Raw genomic sequence first — 18,524 nt, forward strand, 5'->3', positions numbered from 1 at the left:
CGCTCCTTATTTGAACGTGAATTCGGATCAAACCCCTCGGTTCCAGCAAGTTGGCTTGCTTTGTTCCGAAATCCTTAACCCAACCTCATGTTACCGTCAACAAATTTCTGGAATTATTCTTGGGATGGATTGAGATAGGCTAAGCCTCTTGTCACCAAGCGATCGCGATCGATACCAGCGGATAACTCGCGATTTTGCAAAAATTCTTGGGCTTTTTCTGCCAGACTACCTTGGCGGGTGGCTCCCTCTCCATTACTTGCATTTGTCGAAATCTCGGGCGATCGCGGCTCAAATAAATAATGCACTGCTATCATCTGAAAAGTGCGGAGCTGCTTATAGTCCAATTGTCGTTGCAGGGATTTGGGCAGGTTAATGACTTTTTGTCGCACCAGTTTGTCTTCGATGCCAACTTGGTTGGCTTGGTCGGCAATGACTTGGTCGAGGATGGAGGCATCTTTGCCTGTGGCATCAATAATCGGTAAATCTACAGTTTTGCGAGGAGAGGTTAGCCTGTGAAACTGGGCTGTATGGGATTCTAAATCAAAGGAGACAAAGCCCTTATCTTCCTTTGCCTCTTTCCAAATATCATTACTGGTACGCTCGATCGCGCCCGCATAGTAGGCATTACGACCTAAAGGCGTGTAGCTGTGATAATGACCGCAAGCCACATAGTCCCAAGGCAATGTCAGCAAGTCCGTAGGAATTTCGTAGCCGCCATAGTCATTGATGCGATCGCTGTCTACCGTACCGTGCAGCATCAACAAGTTGTAAGCATAGTCAAGATCGGGGCGAATTTGGATTTGCTCGACCTGTCCGAGAGCATTGTGGGGCAAACAGAAGACCTTGACTTGACCATCGCAAACTTCCACGGCTTCGGGCTGATTGGTAATCACTTGGATGCGCGGAATTAAACTCATCAGCTCCAGAATGCAGCGATTGTCTGAAGATTTTACAGATTCGTGATTGCCAGCAATGACCACAATTTCTGCAGCACAGGCTTCTTGAAATTTAATCAGTTCTTTCTGGGTCTGTACGACTGCCAAGTTGCCAGGACGGGGCACATGAAAAACATCCCCAGCAACTAGCACTACATCAGGCTTTAGCTCCGCTGTCTTTTGTAAAGCTTCCTGAAAAGCTCTAAATACATCGGCTTCGCGACGATTTACACCTTGCGTTGTCAGGCGATTGTAGGCACGAAAGCCCAGATGCAGATCGGCGAGGTGAACGAGTTTCATGGGGTTCCTATGGATTTCTCAAGAATTTATGGCTTATTCCCCTCTTCAATAGGGCGACGGGCAAAGGGAGAGATTTTAGGAGCACTAACTAGAACACGCTAAACATGAGCTTAAACAGATTGCCCAGCCACACTAAACTGACGATACCCCCTGCGATCGCGAGTGGAATCACAGACAACAGTCGCCAACTGGTCGTGCCAATTGCCACGGAAGCTGCCCAAACCTGCCAAACCACAAACCAGATCATCACAGCGATCGCCGCATATATCCGGGTGGGAGAGGCTAAGCTCAGAGCTGGCCCCATAAAGATCCAAGGCATACTGCCAAACGCGGTGAGGGTGAGTAATTCTTGTAACCCGATTTTGTGCTGAAACACCTCTGCTAGGGATTTGAGCAGTGAGGTAAAAATAAACCAGCCCACCAATCCAGGAATCACGATCAAGGGTAAATACGCAGGTGAGCGACCGATCCGCAGCCCTTCTAAAGCATTCACCAAAACGAGCGCCGAGATCGCCTGTGCCATGGAAGGATGCGATCGCAGGGCTTCAAAGGTTTTTGCAGGCGTGAATAAAGCACCATAGATGTTATCTAAAAAACTACCGATGGAATTCGATGGCTTTAATTCGGATTGATTGAAAATGACAGCCTGCGAATCTGTGACTGGCTGTTCTGGCATGGGGGGCAGTTCTCGATCTTGTCCTTCTGAAAGTGGCGCAGTATCTAATGGATCGGTATCTTCTGGCATGGCATTTAAAACTTGAGGTTAAATTCCCGTTTCGAGTCAGCAATTCTCATTATGGAAATTTAACTACTGTTAGGCGGGAGATCTAGTAGCTCTAAGCCTTGAATCATAAAAGTCAGTAGATGATCCCAGCTATCAAAAATAAGATACCGAGTCAAGGCTCGTAAATCGTTAAAAAAGGTTTTGCGTGTAGCCAAGTGGGATCTCAATAACTTGTACTTATTTCCATGTTGTAACAACCACCTTTTCGCCGCTGTATTCTCGCAGTCTTGCTTGTCATTTCCATCCTGGGGCACGATGAATTCTAGTACTAGGGGAATAACTTGAGACTGATGTGGACTGACAATAACTGGCGTGACTACGCTATGAAAGTAATGGATTTCTCCTGATTTCTTTTTTCTGGTCGAACATTGGGGACAGTGAATTTGTTTTGAACTAAAGTACTCTGTCCCATCTAGCGCCATTAAAAGGTTGTTAGCAAATACTCGAAATCCTTGCAGTTTACCCTTTTGCCCTATCGTCTCAAAGATTGTCTCAAATACTGGAAACATTTCCTTTGGTTTCACAGGATCTAATAAGTCTCGGATGTGGTTATCGGTTGGTATTTTATGAACTCCAAATAGACTTTGGGCATTGCTCCGCCCTTTTGTCTGCTCCATCGTGCGCTGGTAAGCCAAGAATGATGGACTTTGAGTGAAAAATACACTGAAAGCACTTAGGGCTGCATCATCCATGCCATAGCGACTATTCTTGCCCGTACGCTTGTCTGGCAATGATTCGAGTAGTTGTCGAAAAAATCCTACAATTGTGTCAAAAGAGCCTAGTTGCTTCAAAGTGCTGAATTGCGATCATCCTGATGTCATTAACAATAGCCCTATATCAACAGTTTGACTAGCTTACTTTCATAATGAGAATTGCTGCATTGGTGGCGTCGATCCTGCGGATATTAACGCTTTACTTGTATATTTAGAACTTGCCAAGCGTAAATCTAGCAATTTATAAAAATTCAGTATGATTTAGCTACGGTTGCATGTAAAACTGGTAACTCATGTTTGGCAGGCATAACCCTATGCGTAAAAATAAATACTCTTCCTATTCTTCAAGCCCAAGGCGTAAGTTGGGACTGCGTAGCATTCTTTTGATTTTGCTAATTGGCTTACCTCTCTTGTTGCTGATTGCTGAGTTGATCGCACGCGGTGTTGTCTTAGCAACTGGTCCTGCGGGGCAGGTGGCAAAAGGGGTGTCGATTGCGCAAGCCTATACCCTAAAACTTCAAGATGCGAATGGACGGGTTTACCCTGGATTGCCGATTTCAGGAAAGTTACAAGTCCGTCGTAGCCCTTTGATGGGCTATGAGTTGGTTCCCAGTCAAAGCAGCGATTATTGGCAAATTAACGACCAAGGATTTCGGCAAGACTCTTCGGTTGCAACTGAAAAACCCGTTGGCGAAATTCGTGTATTTTTGGTAGGTAACTCCACAGCATTTAGCTACATGGCTGCTAGTAATCAGCAAGCCTTAGCTTTTAAGTTAGAAAAATTACTGAACGATCGCGTCAGGCTGCAAAATCAGCAACCCAATCAATTTAAGCCTAAGGAATTGCCCTATTTTGCCGATCAAATTGAAGCCAGCCGTGCGCTCCCTCCTCGGATCCGAGATGGCTCCTATCGCGTGATTGCAGCGGCGGTTCCCGGCTATAACTCCAGTAACGAGTTAGCCCTGATCGCCCATCGGGTCATGCAATTTCGCCCTGATGCCTTGATTGTTTTAGATGGCTATGAAGATTTGCGATCGCCTAGTCAAGAAAGTGCCCACGAACTGGTGAATCTCGAACAGCTACTACAAGACCCAATGGCACAGTATCGCCAGCAGGTTTCCCAGAACTTTAATGCTTGGCTAGATTCGTTTTACTTGATGCAAGCGTTGCATCGTTGGGTACTGCCGCCGCAAGCGCCCCCTGTTGAGGGTGGGTATCAAATTTTTAGCGCCGATCGGATTGGTAACGATCCCAAGGAAGTGCGATCGCGTATAGAGCGATATCGCTATAACATTCAGCAAATAGCGAAATTAACGGCGGGGATTCCTACAATCGTGGCAATTCAACCTGAAATTACAGGCAAGCAAGATGCACTCACCCCTGAAGAAACTGAGTTGCTCAAACGCCTTGGTGGCGACTATACCAAGCGTGCTGAAAAAGCCTACGCAGAGTTAGAGTCAAAGATTCTGAGCTACAACCTGCCGAATGCCAAACTCCTGAGTTTTTATCAGGCTTTTAGCAACTTTAAAAAACAGGCATTTCAAGACCCCATCCATCTCACTGATGCGGCAAATGACTTTGTTGCCGATCGCCTATATACCAATCTTGCCGATGCCTTTGCCGTTCAACCCACCAGTCCTACACCTCAATCAGAATCTTTGGGGCGTTAATTGATTCAGTTGATTGATTCTATGGCTCTGCGCGATCGAATTCGCTCGATTGTTTCGCTCAATTGTCATAGACAACCTGAATTCGGGTTAAGGATTTTAGGACAAAATATTGGGCGTACAAGGGGTAAGGGCAGGCACAGGGGCACTGCCCCTACGAAAATTGGGTAGAGGTAGTGGATAGTGTGTGCCTACCCCCTAGTATCCCGTGCCTATTCCCTAGTATCTAGTGCTTTCGCCTCGCTCCTAATTTGAGCTTTTTGTCATGTCTTGCCCTGAAATCTATGTACCCGTTTCCCCTCAACAGAGAAAATCAGGTTAAGCTAGGATTACTATCGCTTCTTCAGTCATAATCCTATGCTGCGAATTATTACTCAGAAAACTGAGGCTGAAGCCGAGCTAAGGCGAATCTGCGATCGCATTCACGACGATCAAATGATCCATAAAGAAGCCACTGTTAGCGAGGTGATCCAAGCCGTAAGGCGGAAAGGGGATGCTGCCTTGCTACACTATACAGCTGAGTTCGATCGCCAAGACATTACCCAAGCAGAGCTGAGGGTGAGTGGGGCTGAGCTTGATGCTGCCTATCAGCAGGTCAACAGTGAATTACTCAAGGCGATCGAAACTGCCCATGCTCGCATTGAGGCTTTTCACAGACAACGCGTACCCAAAAGCTGGGTACAGTTTGCTGACAAAGACGTAGTTTTGGGAAAACGCTACACCCCTGTGGATATTGCAGGAATTTATATCCCAGGCGGTAAGGCATCCTATCCCAGCACCGTGTTGATGAATGCCGTACCAGCGATGGTGGCAGGCGTAAAACGGATTGTGATGGTAACCCCCCCAGGCGGAAGTAAAACAATTAATCCAGCAATTCTCGTTGCTGCTCAAGTCGCAGGTGTCGAGGAAATCTATCGAGTTGGTGGGGCGCAAGCGATCGCGGCACTTGCCTATGGCACGGAAACCATTCCCAAAGTTGACGTGATTACAGGACCTGGAAATGTCTATGTCACCCTCGCTAAAAAGCAAGTCTACGGGCGGGTAGGAATTGATTCTCTAGCGGGTCCTTCTGAGGTATTGATTATTGCGGACAAGACTGCTAACCCTGTTTATGTGGCTACTGATATGCTTGCTCAAGCGGAGCACGACCAAATGGCAGCGGCAATTTTAATCACCACCGATGCCCGCTTAGCAACCCGCGTCACCGAAGAAGTCGAACGACTCTTAGAACAACACCCTCGACGACTGCTTACCGAAAAAGCGATCGCCCATTATGGTTTGGTGGTTGTGGTAGAAAATCTTAAAATCGCAGCCGATCTTTCTAACCTATTTGCCCCAGAGCATCTAGAACTAGAAGTGAATGAGCCTTGGGACTTACTCGACTCGATCCGTCATGCTGGGGCGATCTTTCTCGGTCACGCCACACCCGAAGCTGTGGGTGACTATTTAGCAGGACCTAATCATACCTTGCCCACTTCTGGGGCGGCTCGTTATGCTTCTGCCCTAGGTGTAGAGACATTTATGAAGCACTCTAGCTTGATTCAATACACGCCAGAAGCCTTAAAAGAAGTTGCAGGGGCAATCGCCCTGCTTACAGAAGCGGAAGGGCTACCCTCGCATGGCGATTCGGTTCGAGTTAGACTTGAGGATGTTTAATTTTCAAGCCTAGCCCCTTGAAAATGTCCTTAGCCATGCGATCGTGAGCGCCCCATCATGAACAATTTACTAGATAGCTACAAGCCATTATTCCTATCTGCGTCAAAACAAATTGAATTTTGGCTTTTTAGCACCCTAGTCAGCCTAATCGCGATCAACATCACCCTCGTATGGCGACTGAGTCAAGATCTTGACGAACTTACGATTCAAATGTTGTCTTGGGGCGTTGTTCTGCTGTTACTCTATCGCCAAAAAGGCACGCTTCAGCTTGACAGTCATCCTCCCGCCACAATTCTAGGGTTCGCTTTAATTGCTTGGACGCTGATCAAAAGCGCGATCGCCAAACGCTACGAAGATGTTTTATTTATCCTGATCCCAGTTCTATCGGTTTTGGGCTTGAGTCTGATTGCTTCTGGCTTTAAAGGGGTAAAACAGTATTGGAAACCTATCCTGATGGCTGCTACCCTTGGTATTCCTATAGCATTTGCATCGGCAGCGATCGAAAAAATCATTCCCGTTAACTTACTTACTGCCCAGTTTGCCCATTCATTTTTGTGGTATCTCGGCTTTAAAGTAGCACAGGAAGGAATCTATATTTCTGGTCCTGATGGGGTTGTAATGGTTGCAAGAGGTTGTGCGGGTCTACCTCCAATTTTTCTATTGCTTCGCATCACCCTGATGTTTCTGTTGATCTTCAAGGTTTCTCGCCGCGATTTATTTATCATTCCCCCCGTCGCTGTTGCGATCGCTTTTGTCGTGAATTCGTTACGGGTAGGGGTACTTACCCTGGTTGTGGCAAATCAGGAAGCGTTTAAATATTGGCATGAAGGTGATGGCTCCCAGATCTTTTCAGTGATTGCTGTGTTTTTTCTACTTGTTTTTTGTAATTTACTAACTCGGACAAAGCCAGAATCCGAAGAAGAGTTTGAGGAAGAGGAGTTTGAGGACGAGCTAGAAGAAGAAATAGAAAATCATCCCTCTGCATAACTATTGATTTAACAGATGTTTGCATCCTCAAAACCTCGCCAATCGTTAAATTTTCAGGAATAAAAAGTGGTATTACAGGATTCCACAGATGCTAAAGGAGTTAAAACAAATGACACAAGCGATTTCGCCTCTAGTTTCACTCTACGATCGCGATTATTTGCTATGGGCTGAGGACACAGTCAATAAGCTCCGCACTAGAAATTTTGACCAACTAGATATTGAAAATTTAATTGAGGAGATTGAGGACTTGGGGCGATCGCAAAAAAGGGAACTAAGAAGTCGTCTCAAAACATTGCTTGAACATTTACTCAAGCGGATATATGTGGATATGCCTCAAGAATTCAACGGCTGGGAACGGACAATCAGAGATCAGCGAACGGAAATTAAGTTTGAAATTGCAGATTCTCCTAGCTTAAAAAGATTTTGGAATGAGTTGTTTGATCTGGTATGGGGTGCTGCACTAGAAAATATGCGCGATGAATATCAAAGTAAAGGTTTTGATTTTCCTGACACATGGCAGTTCAGTCGCGATATGAACGAACTTTTAAATACAAAATTTTGGGAGTAGCGATCGCCAGCCTCGGAAACCCAGCCTAATAGATAAAAACGGAAAAGCATTCAAGGATCGCAGATCGATCCCTAAATGCTTTATTCTCTCAAAAAATAATGTTGTCTATGGGTTCGCAATTACTGAGGGTTGGCGTTTATGCCACTCTGTCGATTGTTCGTAGCCATAGGCAACCTGTAGCAACACATCTTCCCGTAGCACATTGCTAATCATCTGAAGCCCAATCGGTAAGCCTTTTGCATCAAAGCCGCAGGGAATGCTCAAACCAGGCAAGCCTGCCAAGTTGACTGGGATTGTCATTAAATCGGATAGATACATGCTCAAGGGATCTTCTTTTTTGCTACCTGCTTCAAAGGCGGTTGTGGGTGCGGTGGGGCAAACCAAGACATCTACAGTGGCAAAAGCCCGTTCAAAGTCTTGTTTAATCAGGGTTCTGACCTTTTGGGCTTTGAGGTAATAGGCATCGTAATAGCCAGCAGACAACACGTAGGTGCCGATCATGATGCGGCGCTTTACCTCTGCCCCAAATCCTGCCTCACGGGTGTTGGCATACATACTGAGCAGATTTTCGGCATCTGCATCTCTCATGCCATATTTCACACCGTCATAGCGCGCCAAGTTTGCCGAGGCTTCTGAGGGCGCAATGATGTAGTAGGTGGGTAACCCATAACGGAAACGCGGACAGGAAATTTGGTGAATTTCTGCCCCCATAGACTCCATATGCGCGATCGCATTGCGAACAGCAGTTTCAACCTCAGCATCTAAACCCGTACCAAAGGTTTCTGTAATCACGCCAATTTTTTTACCCTTGAGCGATTGGGGCAAATCGGGGGTCAGCAAGGCAGCATAGTCTGGAATTGGCACATTTAGGCTCGTTGAGTCCTTGGCGTCGTAGGCTGCCATTACCCCCAACAGGGTGGCAGCATCCTCAACCGAGTTGGCAAAAGGCCCAATCTGGTCTAGCGAAGAAGCAAAGGCAACCAGCCCAAAGCGAGAAACAAGCCCATAGGTAGGTTTTAAGCCTACTGCACCGCAAAAGGAGGCAGGTTGGCGAATTGACCCTCCCGTATCCGAACCTGTGGCGATGACGCATTCACCACTGGCTACAGCCGCCGCCGAGCCGCCTGATGAGCCACCAGGTACGCAAGCTAAGTCCCAAGGGTTTGCCGTAAGCTGAAAGGCTGAATTTTCGGTCGAACTGCCCATGGCAAATTCATCAAGGTTGGTTTTACCCACCATTACCGATCCTGCTTGTGCCAATTTCTGGGTTACAGTGGACTCGTACGGAGGCACAAAGTTTTTAAGGATTTTAGAGCCACAGGTTGTAGGAATGCCCCTAACACACATATTATCTTTAATACCTATTGGCACACCTGCAAGTGGCGGTAAAGTTTCTCCTGCAGCGATCGCTGCATCAATTTGTTTTGCCTGCGCGATCGCAACTTCAGGCGTAATCGCAATGAAGCTATGCAGTTTTGGTTCAAGGACAGCAATACGATCTAGAAATTCTTGGGCAATCTCGGTGGCTGAGCGATCGTGATTGGTTAAAAGTTGACGGATTTGCCGAATTGATAACATGGAGAGTAATTTAACTTGATAGACAAGTGCAGTGAAAGCAAATAAAATATATCCGCAAATTAAGGTATGTTTGCGTCCCTAGGAGGTCATTATTCCTGAACCGCTAACCCTGACTGTGAGTTTAAGAGGCAGCCGCGAAGTCAAGGAAAACTATCAGTTACTACGCCTCACAGGTCTGTTGGATGCTTTTTCCGAGCCTGCTTTTCGTAAAGTAGTCGGAAAATGCATCGATGATGGGCCTGTCAATGTCATCCTAGATTTATCAGCAATTGATTTTGTCGATAGCTCTGGGATCGGAGTTTTAGTGCAGATGGCAAAAAAAACCCAAGGCTTAAGCGGTACACTCCAGATTATCAGTAATCCGCGTGTGACTCAAACTGTCAAACTAGTTAGACTAGAGCAGTTTTTGTCTCTGCAACCATCTGTTGAATCTGCCCTGAATAATATTGGCAATATTGGTAAGGATAAGTAGAGATCATCTTGATGACTGACGCCGAACGATAAACTATGGACAAAAGTAGGTAACTGATGTCCATATTCCGTCCTGAAATTGATAAAATTGCAGAGATACCAGTCTCTGCTTTAGCGTATTTGGGGGATGCAGTTTTTGAACTGCATGTAAGACTTCACTATCTACAGCCACCTCAGAACCCCAAGGAGTATCACCAACTCGTTGTCAACCGCGTTAGGGCAGAGAGTCAAGCACAATTTCTTAGTTGTCTTGACCTCACCCCAGCAGAATCTGAGTTAGTGAGACGCGGACGCAATGCAGCGGGTTCTGCTTCGCGAAAGCTCGATCCCAACATTTATCAAAAGGCTACGGGCTTTGAGGTATTGATCGGTTATCTTTACCTCACAGACCCCGAACGGCTCGAACAGATTTTGACACAATTGGTTCAGCCCAACCCATCCAACCCATCCAACTCAGCTCTCTAACTCAGCTCACTGACAAACGGGCGATTAATTACTGCACTATGAAATTTAAAGGTAAGCCTAAACAAAAGTCTACGCAATCAGGCAGGGAAGCCCCTAGTCCGCGCGATCGCCCCAAACGTCGCGATGACGATCGTTCGGAAAGAAGAATTCCAGAAGGAAGAAACCAAGAATTTAGAAAGCCAGAAGCTAGAAGCTCCGATCATAGAGGTCGAAAAGGCTCAGATCGGGATAGTGGCTCGCAAAATAGCGTAAAACCAGTCCTGAGATCGGGGCATAATGAATCTAGAAAACAGGATGAATCTAGACAATCTGAATCTAGGCAACCCATATCCCGACAACCAATTTCTAGGCAGGGAGCTACTAAATATACGGTGAGACGTAAGTCGGCAGCCAAATATTCAGAAACTAACTATTCAGACCAGCCTTCCGAAAAATCCTATACAGATCGGCGAGACGTGACCAAAGAGTCATTCTCCGATGGGTTTTTGCCAAATAAAACCCAAAAGCCAGTTTTGGCATCTCCTGATTCCCCATCGCGCCAAGCCAATCAATCTGCACCTCGTTCTTTCGATCGCACTGACAGACCAGAGCGACAAGACCGCTCCGATCGCCCCTTCAGAGCCGATAGATCGGACAGATCCGCAAGACCAGAACGGCAAGATCGTCCAAATAATCGTTCCGAGCGTTCGGATCGACCAGAGCGTTCTTCGTTTAGAGGCGATCGCCAAGACCGTCCAGAGCGCGATCGGTTTCAATCGAGAGATCGAGATGGTCAGCAAGGTAGATTTAATCGACGGGATGACGAGGCTTCGCCAAGGTATTCTTCCTCTGATTCCTATCAAGAAGACCAAGAAGATGCCCCAGATTTGGTCTACGGTCGTCATGCCGTGCAAGCTGCGATCGCAGGCGTTCGTTCGATCAATCGCATTTGGATCACCGCCAAAATGCATTATGCCCCTGATTTTCTGCCGCTGATTAACGCTGCTAAAGAGTCAGGCGCGGTGATTGACGAAGTTGACATTCAACGACTCAACCATCTAACCAATAACGCTAAGCACCAAGGCATTGTCGCCCAAGTTGCGGCTTACAGCTATCTTGAAGTAGAAGATTTGATCGCTACTGCCAAGCAAAAAACTAGTCAGCCCGTATTGGTTTTGGTGGATGGCATTACCGATCCCCACAACTTGGGAGCAATTATTCGCACGGCTGAGGCCCTGGGCGCTCAAGGGGTCGTAATTCCCCAAAGACGAGCGGTTGGTGTGACGGGTACAGTTGCCAAGGTTGCGGCTGGTGCATTAGAAAGCTTGCCCATCGCTAGGGTGGTTAACCTCAATCGTGCCTTGGAATTGTTAAAAGCAGAAGGCTTTTGGATTTATGGCACCGTTGCCGATGCTGGCAGTGCCATTCACAAGAGTCAATTTTCGGGAGCCGTTGCCCTTGTGGTTGGGGCTGAGGGTGAAGGATTAAGTTTACTCACACAACGTTCCTGTGACTTTCTCGTATCTATTCCTTTAGAGGGAAAAATTGAAAGCCTCAATGCTTCCGTTGCTACAGGAATGGCTCTGTACGAAATTTTCAGGCAACGATGGGTAAATACGTTAAGTTTGAACAGTTTGTCATAGGGTTCTACTTTAAGTTATATAAACAATTGATAACTATTAAAAGCAGAATCAGGGTACTCAACTTTTAGTCAACTTATGAGCATGAGCAATAACGTGTTTAAAAACTTCACTACATCAGTTTTAGAGAAACTTGGTTTGGCTGTATGGGTCGAAGTGGCAACGGAGTCACCTCGTTGCACCTATTATTTTGGTCCTTTTCTCAATACGCAGGAAGCAGAAGCTGCCAAGCTTGGCTATCTTGAAGATCTAGAAGCCGAGGGAGCAACAGGTATCGCAGCTATCGTGAAACGATGCAATCCTGAAAAGCTGACTGTGTATGACGAAACTTTGGACTTTCGGCTAAATCGCACGCCTAGCTTAAGCGGACATTCTTTCTAAATTCTTCTCGTTGGGTATTTTAGGGATTTATACGTCAGGTAAATTAGGACATCTGTTGTGGATAATTACCTTGCTTAGCAAGGCTTCTACATAAGCTAATCGCTAATAGCTGAATGCTAACAGCTATAGAACGATCTTTAGGATGGGTTAACGATAATGTAACCCATCCTGTCAATAGATCTAATTCGTTATAGCTGATTCGATATAGCTGTGCCGATCGCAGCCTACGTTTGATGAGGATCTAGAAATTTAGCCTTCACGAATTTCTGATGCCGCCTTCTGGTCTACTAGCCAAATCGCATCTCCTTGAACCAAACGAGCAGGGTAGAGATTGCTGTCTCCTGTCTCAGCCACAATCTCTTTCAATGCCTTGGCTTTGGCAGCGCCATCGACCATAAATAGAATCTGTCTGGCTTGGTTAATCAGTGGGGCAGTAAAGGTTATGCGTGGTTGACTGTCTTTTTGACCGACAGTAACGAGGCGATCGCTTACATGCAGGGCTTCCGTGTGAGGAAATAGAGAAGCCGTATGTCCGTCATCGCCAATGCCTAACAAAATGAGGCTAAATTTAGGGAATTCCCCAGATCCCAAACCGAAAAACTCCTGCAAATGTGCTTCGTATTTGCCTGCGGACTCTTTTGGGTCTGGATCGCTTGTAGGAACGGGATGAATATTCTCAGGTGGGATCGAGACCAAATCGAGCCAAGCTTTGCGAGTCATACCCTCATTACTCTGGGGATCGGTGACAGGTACGTACCTTTCGTCTCCCCAAAACACATGAACCTTTTCCCAATCTAGGGGTTGGTTTGCCAAAGCCTCATACAGTGGTTTGGGCGTACTTCCACCTGCAGCGGCAAGGGTGAATTTGCCCTCAGTGGAAATCGCCCATTTGTAAGCATCTAGGCATATAGATAGGGCGCGATCGATAATTGCGGCGCGATCGGTGAGAATTTCCAATTGTCTAGACATAAATTCTTTTTCTGATTTTTCTGATGATTTGGCTCTGGCTGAATCTCGCTGAATCTCATAGTTGAATGCGCTCTAAAGTCAGTTTTCACATAGGATTCGCATTCGATAATTTGGCTGAAACATTTGAAATATTAAGGATTGAAGGATTGTAAAGATGGATACGCAAATGTTTTGCAACTGCGCAAAACTGGAATTTAATGACTTGCTATTCCATAAACATCTGCATCGGAATGTATCGATCCCTTTGCAATCAACCTTGAGACAGGTGATTTTTATTTCGATTTGTGTGAATTTTGTCATTACTACCATGCACATGGTTTAACCTGAGCAAAGTTAGGAAATTCTTAAGATTGAGGTGTTTGGACTATGACCCCTAACCTGATGCGCTTATTTTGGGATTCAGTGAACCAAGCCCATCCCAGCCAAATTATGCGTCTTGATGACGAAGGCTTGATGAGTTGGCTCGTCGATCAGGTACTGCAACGCTCTTCGTTAGACCACAGCCAGCAAAGCGATTTGAGTAACTACATCAGCGATCGCTTGCCGTTGATTCGTGACATTGCTACGCAAGGGTAGAAATGAGTCCATCTAGAATTATTGACCTCTTGCGCCATGCTCAGCCAGAGACATCTGCACAAGCACAGGGGTGGGTCAGAACCAAGCGGGAAGCCAAGGGGATTGCATTTTTAGAGCTGAATGATGGCTCATCACTCCAAAACCTTCAGGTGGTAATCTCCCAAGATCTGCCTGAATACGAACAAGTGATTAAAGCGATCGCCACAGGTGCAGCGGTGAAAGTGGCTGGGAAATTGGTCGCTTCCCCTGGTAAAGGTCAGAGAATCGAGATGGCGGCTGAGTCTGTAGAAGTATTTGGTACTGCCGATCCTGAAACCTATCCCCTGCAAAAGAAGCGCCACTCCTTTGAATTTTTGCGCACGATCGCTCACTTGCGACCTCGTACCAACACGTTTGGTGCGGTGTTTCGAGTGCGTAACGCCTGTGCCTATGCCATTCACCAATTCTTTCAAGAACGGGGCTTTATTTGGGCGCATACGCCAATTATTACTGCCAGTGACTGTGAAGGTGCAGGTGAGATGTTTGCTGTCACAGGGCTGAATTTAGATAAGTTGGCGCAATCATCAAAGCCCGTAGACTACAGCCAAGACTTTTTTGGGAAGCCGACATTCTTAACCGTGAGCGGTCAGCTAGAAGCAGAAATTATGGCAATGGCTTTTAGCAATGTCTATACCTTTGGTCCCACCTTTCGCGCCGAAAACTCAAATACTTCTCGACATTTAGCTGAATTTTGGATGATTGAGCCAGAGATGGCGTTTTGCGACCTCGAAGGTAATGCTGACCTAGCCGAAGAGTTCCTCAAGTACATTTTTAACTTTGTGCTAGAGAAATGTCCTGAAGACATGACATTTTTTCAAGAGCGTATTAACGACCAGGTGATGGCAAATGCCAAAAAAATCATCGATCAGAAATTTGAACGAATTACCTACACCGAGGCGATCGAATTATTAGAAACCAGCAATAAGAATTTTGAGTTTCCCGTCAAATGGGGGCTCGATCTACAGTCCGAACACGAGCGTTATTTAGCCGAAGAATTTTTCCAAAAGCCCACGATCGTGATGGACTACCCGATTGGCATTAAATCCTTTTACATGCGGGTGAATGATGCAGACGATCGACAAACGGTTCGAGCCATGGACATCTTAGCGCCAGGAATTGGTGAGATTATCGGTGGTTCGCAGCGGGAAGAGCGTTTAGATGTGCTGGAATCGCGAATTAAGGCAATGGGTCTCAATCCTGAAGATTATTGGTGGTATTTAGACCTGCGTCGCTATGGTTCAGTACCTCATGCTGGCTTTGGGCTTGGATTTGAGCGTTTAGTCCAGTTCATCACAGGTATGGGCAATATTCGAGATGTAATTCCTTTCCCAAGATCGCCACTGAATGCAGATTTTTGAGATAATTATTTAGCAAAATTCTTTGCAGTTTTTTAAAGTACTTTTCTTAACTGATTTAGATTGTCAAATTTATCACTTTTGCTTGAACAGGTATCCGTGTTTTGGTAGATTTAGAATTAGTAAAGAAGTAGTAATAAATACACAATTTAAAGGGATCAGTTCAGACTTATGAGCAGTAAGCCAGACCGCGTTGTTTTGATTGGCGTAGCAGGAGACTCTGGTTGTGGTAAATCCACATTTCTCCGCAGGTTAAAAGACCTGTTTGGTGAAGAGTTTATGACTGTTATTTGCTTGGATGACTATCATAGCCTCGATCGCAAGCAACGCAAGGAAACTGGCATCACTGCCCTAGATCCCCGTGCAAACAACTTTGACCTCATGTACGAGCAGATGAAAGCGCTCAAAAGCGGTCAATCGATCATGAAGCCGATTTACAACCATGAAACGGGCTTGCTCGATCCACCTGAGTTAATCGAGCCAAACAATGTTGTCGTGATCGAGGGTTTACATCCTCTCTATGACGAGCGGGTGCGATCGCTTTTAGACTTTAGCGTCTATCTCGATCTGAGTGATGAAGTCAAAATTGCATGGAAAATTCAGCGTGACATGGCAGAACGGGGTCATACCCTCGCCGATGTCATGCAGGCGATCGAAGCCCGCCGCCCAGATTTCTCGGCTTATATCGATCCACAAAAAGGCCATGCCGATGTTGTGATCCAGATCTTGCCTACCAATCTGATCAAAGATGATAAAGAGCGCAAGGTGCTGCGCGTTCGCCTGATCCAAAGAGATGGCATCGAAGGCCTCGACCAAGCCTATCTGTTTGATGAAGGATCAACCATTGAGTGGACTCCTTGCGGTAAAAAGCTCACCTGCTCTTACCCCGGCATGAAGTTCTATTATGGCTCTGATGTCTACTACAAACATCCCGTGTCAATTTTGGAAGTAGACGGACAATTCGATCGCCTCGATGAAGTCATCTACATCGAAAATCACCTGAGCAATCTTTCGACCAAGCACTACGGCGAACTCACCGAACTCTTGCTCAAGCACCCTGATTACCCCGGATCTAACAATGGTACGGGTCTATTGCAGGTGATTGTCGGTCTCAAGATGCGTGCTACCTACGAGCGTCTAACTCACAAGAATGCCGAGCAACTAGTCGCTGTCTAGAGATTTCTCTAGGTTTGCTCTCAAAAACAAAATAGCAAAACAAAGGGGCCGCGTTAGTGCGGCCCCTTTGTTTTTTAACGTGAATCCTTGAAAAAATTTACCGTCAAAGTGATACCCTAAAACCCCACCAATCTGGGTACTGGTTGAATCCCCCCCGACCCTGAATTTGACAACAAAGTCGAGGATATCTGTACAACCTATCTCAGTGCCCCAGAGCGAGCCAAGATAGGGGAACGAACGATTAGCATCGACGAGATGACTGGTATTCAAGCCAAGGAACGTAAAGCCGAGGACTTGCCAATGCGCCTAGGAAAAATAGAACGTCAGGAATTTGAGTACATTCGTCACAGGACACAAACGTTGATTGCCAGTTTTGATGTTGCCAAGGGGCAAGTCATCTCTGCCACAGTTGGAGAAACTCGTACTGAAGTAGACTATCTTGCCCATATCCAACAAACCCTTGCCACGGATCCTGATGCTGCAAAATGACACTTGGTCATGGATTGCTTAAACACTCATCAATCCGAATCATTAGTTCTCCTTGTTGCTCAAGTGGAAGGAATATCTGAGGATTTAAGCCTCAAAGGCAAACACGGCATTCTCCAATCCATGCAAACACGATCTGCATTTTTGAGTGACCCTTCTCACCGAATTGTGTTTCATTTTACACCGAAGCATTGTTCTTGGTTAAACCAAAGGACACCTCTAAAAATTCAAAATAATTGAGAATATAAACGAAGTATCAAGGCTTTCAGCTTCTTATTATTGAGAATAAGCCAATTAATAGATGTGCCCATAAATTCTTATCCCGAGAGTTCAGCCTAATAGAGCTGCTGTAAAGTAGGGATAAAGGAAGGATAGGAGATTGCTGCGGATTCGGCATGGGCGATTGTGGTTTTGCCTGAGGCGACGATCGCCGCGATCGCTAGACTCATGCAGATGCGATGATCGTCATAGCTTTCGAGAGAAGTTCCCACTAAAGGTGTTCCGCCGATAATTTCTAGACCATCCGCACGTTCGCTGACATTGGCTCCCATATGGTTGAGTTGCGTCGCGATCGCTGTAATTCGATCGCTTTCCTTGACCCGCAATTCTGCCGCATCTTGAATAATTGTGGTTCCCTCAGCACAGACTGCTGCCACTGCCAACACTGGAATCTCATCAATCAGCCGTGGAATTAAAGCACCACCAACCGTACAAGCTTTGAGTTGTGCCGATCGCACGCGCAGGTCAGCCACAGGTTCGCCTGCAACTTCGCGGCTATTTTCTAAGGTGATGTCGGCTCCCATTTCGGAGAGAACTTCCAAAATTCCTGTGCGCGTGGGATTCACCCCAACATTCTCAATCACCAAATCGGAATTGGGTACTATGGAACCTGCCACTAGCCAAAAAGCTGCCGAACTAATATCCCCTGGGACAGTGACAGGCTGACCTTCTAATGTTGTTTTCCCTTTCAGATAAACCGTATTGCCTTCCACTTCCACAGTTGCGCCAAAAGCTCTTAACATGCGTTCGCTATGATCGCGCGATCGCTCAGGTTCCGTCACGATCGTTTCGCCATCAACCATCAAACCTGCTAGCAAGATACAGGATTTAACTTGGGCAGAGGCAATCTGCGAGTGGTAATGGATCGACTTCAGAGTTTGCCCCGCAATCGCCAAGGGAGCTTTATTACCCGACTCTCTGCCCCAAATTTGAGCGCCCATTTCTCTCAAAGGGTTCACCACCCGCGCCATTGGACGCGATCGCAACGAAGCATCGCCTGTCACTGTAAAAAAGCGATCGGCATGGCTTGCCAGCACGCCCAGCATCAACCGCAGCGTTGTGCCTGAGTTGCCCGCGTCTAAAACATTGAGCGGTTCGCGCAAATTGCCCAGCCCAATCCCTTTGATCGTCACCAGTTCGGAATTTAATTCTGAAATCTCTGCCCCCATTGCTCGAAAACAAGCAGCAGTGCTGCGGGGGTCTTCGCCCAAGAGCAAGCCGCGAATCGTCGTTTCCCCACTGGCTAACGAACCCAGCATCAAAGCCCGATGGGAAATCGACTTGTCCCCAGGAATGGTGATGCGCCCATGCAAGCCGCTGCGGGACGCATCCTGAAAGGAATCGCCGAGTCGATCGGCATCAATAGAGAGGGTGTGGTGGGCTTGGGTGGTGTCAAGATCGATCATGGCTGCGTTGATTTAGGGGGAGCAGTCTAGACTATCAAATTCAGGCGATCGAATGCTAGATGATAAACTCGAAACCAGCAATTCTCATTATGAAAATTTAACTACTGTTAGGTG

General features: G+C 46.5%; 18 protein-coding genes and 1 pseudogene. 13 read left to right on the forward strand and 6 right to left on the reverse strand.

Annotated elements, in window-relative coordinates; genetic code table 11:
• Positions 1–113: 113 nt before the first annotated feature.
• The 3 genes and pseudogenes from ACP2WE_RS16745 to ACP2WE_RS16755 form a co-directional block, all read right to left on the reverse strand.
• Positions 114–1,235 carry a metallophosphoesterase family protein gene (locus tag ACP2WE_RS16745; protein ID WP_425216694.1) on the reverse strand — a complete coding sequence of 374 codons (1,122 nt, stop codon included), beginning with the start codon at positions 1,233–1,235 and terminating at the stop codon, positions 114–116.
• Positions 1,236–1,323: 88 nt separating this feature from the next.
• On the reverse strand, positions 1,324–1,980 hold the full coding sequence (locus tag ACP2WE_RS16750; RefSeq protein WP_425216695.1) for a YIP1 family protein: 657 nt from the start codon (positions 1,978–1,980) through the stop codon (positions 1,324–1,326).
• A 233-nt stretch (positions 1,981–2,213) separates the two neighbouring features.
• Positions 2,214–2,783 (reverse strand): annotated as a pseudogene (locus ACP2WE_RS16755) (ISNCY-like element ISAtsp9 family transposase); the annotation flags it as partial.
• Between the two features lie 263 nt (positions 2,784–3,046).
• Here ACP2WE_RS16755 and ACP2WE_RS16760 point away from each other — a divergent pair.
• The 4 genes from ACP2WE_RS16760 to ACP2WE_RS16775 all read left to right on the forward strand — a co-directional run bounded on the left by ACP2WE_RS16760 (position 3,047) and on the right by ACP2WE_RS16775 (position 7,610).
• Complete coding sequence (locus ACP2WE_RS16760) at positions 3,047–4,402, forward strand: SGNH/GDSL hydrolase family protein (RefSeq protein WP_425216696.1); 1,356 nt, start codon at positions 3,047–3,049, stop codon at positions 4,400–4,402.
• Positions 4,403–4,756: 354 nt separating this feature from the next.
• On the forward strand, positions 4,757–6,055 hold the full coding sequence (hisD, locus tag ACP2WE_RS16765; RefSeq protein WP_425216697.1) for a histidinol dehydrogenase: 1,299 nt from the start codon (positions 4,757–4,759) through the stop codon (positions 6,053–6,055).
• Between the two features lie 57 nt (positions 6,056–6,112).
• Positions 6,113–7,042, forward strand: coding sequence for a cyanoexosortase A (gene crtA / locus ACP2WE_RS16770; protein WP_425216698.1), 930 nt, complete (start codon positions 6,113–6,115; stop codon positions 7,040–7,042).
• A gap of 109 nt (positions 7,043–7,151) precedes the next feature.
• Entirely contained in the window at positions 7,152–7,610 is a 459-nt protein-coding gene (locus ACP2WE_RS16775) for a DUF29 domain-containing protein (RefSeq protein WP_425216699.1), read from the forward strand.
• Between the two features lie 105 nt (positions 7,611–7,715).
• Here ACP2WE_RS16775 and gatA read toward each other — a convergent pair whose 3' ends face one another.
• A complete protein-coding gene (gene gatA / locus ACP2WE_RS16780) occupies positions 7,716–9,188 on the reverse strand; it encodes an Asp-tRNA(Asn)/Glu-tRNA(Gln) amidotransferase subunit GatA (RefSeq protein WP_425216700.1) in 1,473 nt (490 codons plus the stop codon).
• Positions 9,189–9,303: 115 nt separating this feature from the next.
• On the opposite strand from gatA, the gene ACP2WE_RS16785 reads away from it, so the two are divergent.
• The 4 genes from ACP2WE_RS16785 (at position 9,304) to ACP2WE_RS16800 (ending at position 12,124) form a co-directional block, all read left to right on the forward strand.
• Entirely contained in the window at positions 9,304–9,660 is a 357-nt protein-coding gene (locus ACP2WE_RS16785; RefSeq protein ID WP_330481736.1) for an STAS domain-containing protein, read from the forward strand.
• Between the two features lie 56 nt (positions 9,661–9,716).
• Positions 9,717–10,124 carry a Mini-ribonuclease 3 gene (locus ACP2WE_RS16790; RefSeq protein ID WP_425216701.1) on the forward strand — a complete coding sequence of 136 codons (408 nt, stop codon included), beginning with the start codon at positions 9,717–9,719 and terminating at the stop codon, positions 10,122–10,124.
• 38 nt (positions 10,125–10,162) lie between these two features.
• Complete coding sequence (gene rlmB / locus ACP2WE_RS16795; protein WP_425216702.1) at positions 10,163–11,746, forward strand: 23S rRNA (guanosine(2251)-2'-O)-methyltransferase RlmB; 1,584 nt, start codon at positions 10,163–10,165, stop codon at positions 11,744–11,746.
• A 75-nt stretch (positions 11,747–11,821) separates the two neighbouring features.
• Positions 11,822–12,124 (forward strand): DUF1816 domain-containing protein, encoded by a 303-nt coding sequence (locus ACP2WE_RS16800; protein WP_425216703.1) that lies wholly within the window; start codon positions 11,822–11,824, stop codon positions 12,122–12,124.
• 249 nt (positions 12,125–12,373) lie between these two features.
• Here ACP2WE_RS16800 and pgl read toward each other — a convergent pair whose 3' ends face one another.
• The gene (gene pgl, locus ACP2WE_RS16805; protein WP_425216704.1) at positions 12,374–13,093 is read right to left on the reverse strand and encodes a 6-phosphogluconolactonase; all 720 of its coding nucleotides are present in this window, start codon (positions 13,091–13,093) and stop codon (positions 12,374–12,376) included.
• A gap of 366 nt (positions 13,094–13,459) precedes the next feature.
• Between pgl and ACP2WE_RS16810 the strand changes: the two genes are divergently transcribed.
• From ACP2WE_RS16810 to ACP2WE_RS16830, 5 genes are all read left to right on the forward strand, one after another.
• Positions 13,460–13,669, forward strand: coding sequence for a hypothetical protein (locus tag ACP2WE_RS16810; protein ID WP_330481741.1), 210 nt, complete (start codon positions 13,460–13,462; stop codon positions 13,667–13,669).
• Positions 13,670–13,671: 2 nt separating this feature from the next.
• Complete coding sequence (asnS, locus tag ACP2WE_RS16815; RefSeq protein WP_425216705.1) at positions 13,672–15,066, forward strand: asparagine--tRNA ligase; 1,395 nt, start codon at positions 13,672–13,674, stop codon at positions 15,064–15,066.
• 168 nt (positions 15,067–15,234) lie between these two features.
• The gene (locus tag ACP2WE_RS16820) at positions 15,235–16,239 is read left to right on the forward strand and encodes a phosphoribulokinase (protein ID WP_425216706.1); all 1,005 of its coding nucleotides are present in this window, start codon (positions 15,235–15,237) and stop codon (positions 16,237–16,239) included.
• A gap of 255 nt (positions 16,240–16,494) precedes the next feature.
• Complete coding sequence (locus ACP2WE_RS16825) at positions 16,495–16,728, forward strand: transposase (RefSeq protein WP_425216707.1); 234 nt, start codon at positions 16,495–16,497, stop codon at positions 16,726–16,728.
• A gap of 9 nt (positions 16,729–16,737) precedes the next feature.
• Positions 16,738–16,965: a hypothetical protein gene (locus ACP2WE_RS16830; RefSeq protein ID WP_425216708.1), complete on the forward strand. Its 228-nt coding sequence runs from the start codon at positions 16,738–16,740 to the stop codon at positions 16,963–16,965.
• A gap of 95 nt (positions 16,966–17,060) precedes the next feature.
• On the opposite strand, the gene aroA is transcribed toward ACP2WE_RS16830, so the two are convergent.
• The gene (aroA, locus tag ACP2WE_RS16835) at positions 17,061–18,410 is read right to left on the reverse strand and encodes a 3-phosphoshikimate 1-carboxyvinyltransferase (RefSeq protein WP_425216709.1); all 1,350 of its coding nucleotides are present in this window, start codon (positions 18,408–18,410) and stop codon (positions 17,061–17,063) included.
• Positions 18,411–18,524 lie beyond the last annotated feature (114 nt).

It is taken from the genome of Tumidithrix helvetica PCC 7403, from assembly GCF_965232925.1.
Taxonomy (GTDB): Bacteria; Cyanobacteriota; Cyanobacteriia; order Pseudanabaenales; family Pseudanabaenaceae; genus Tumidithrix; species Tumidithrix helvetica.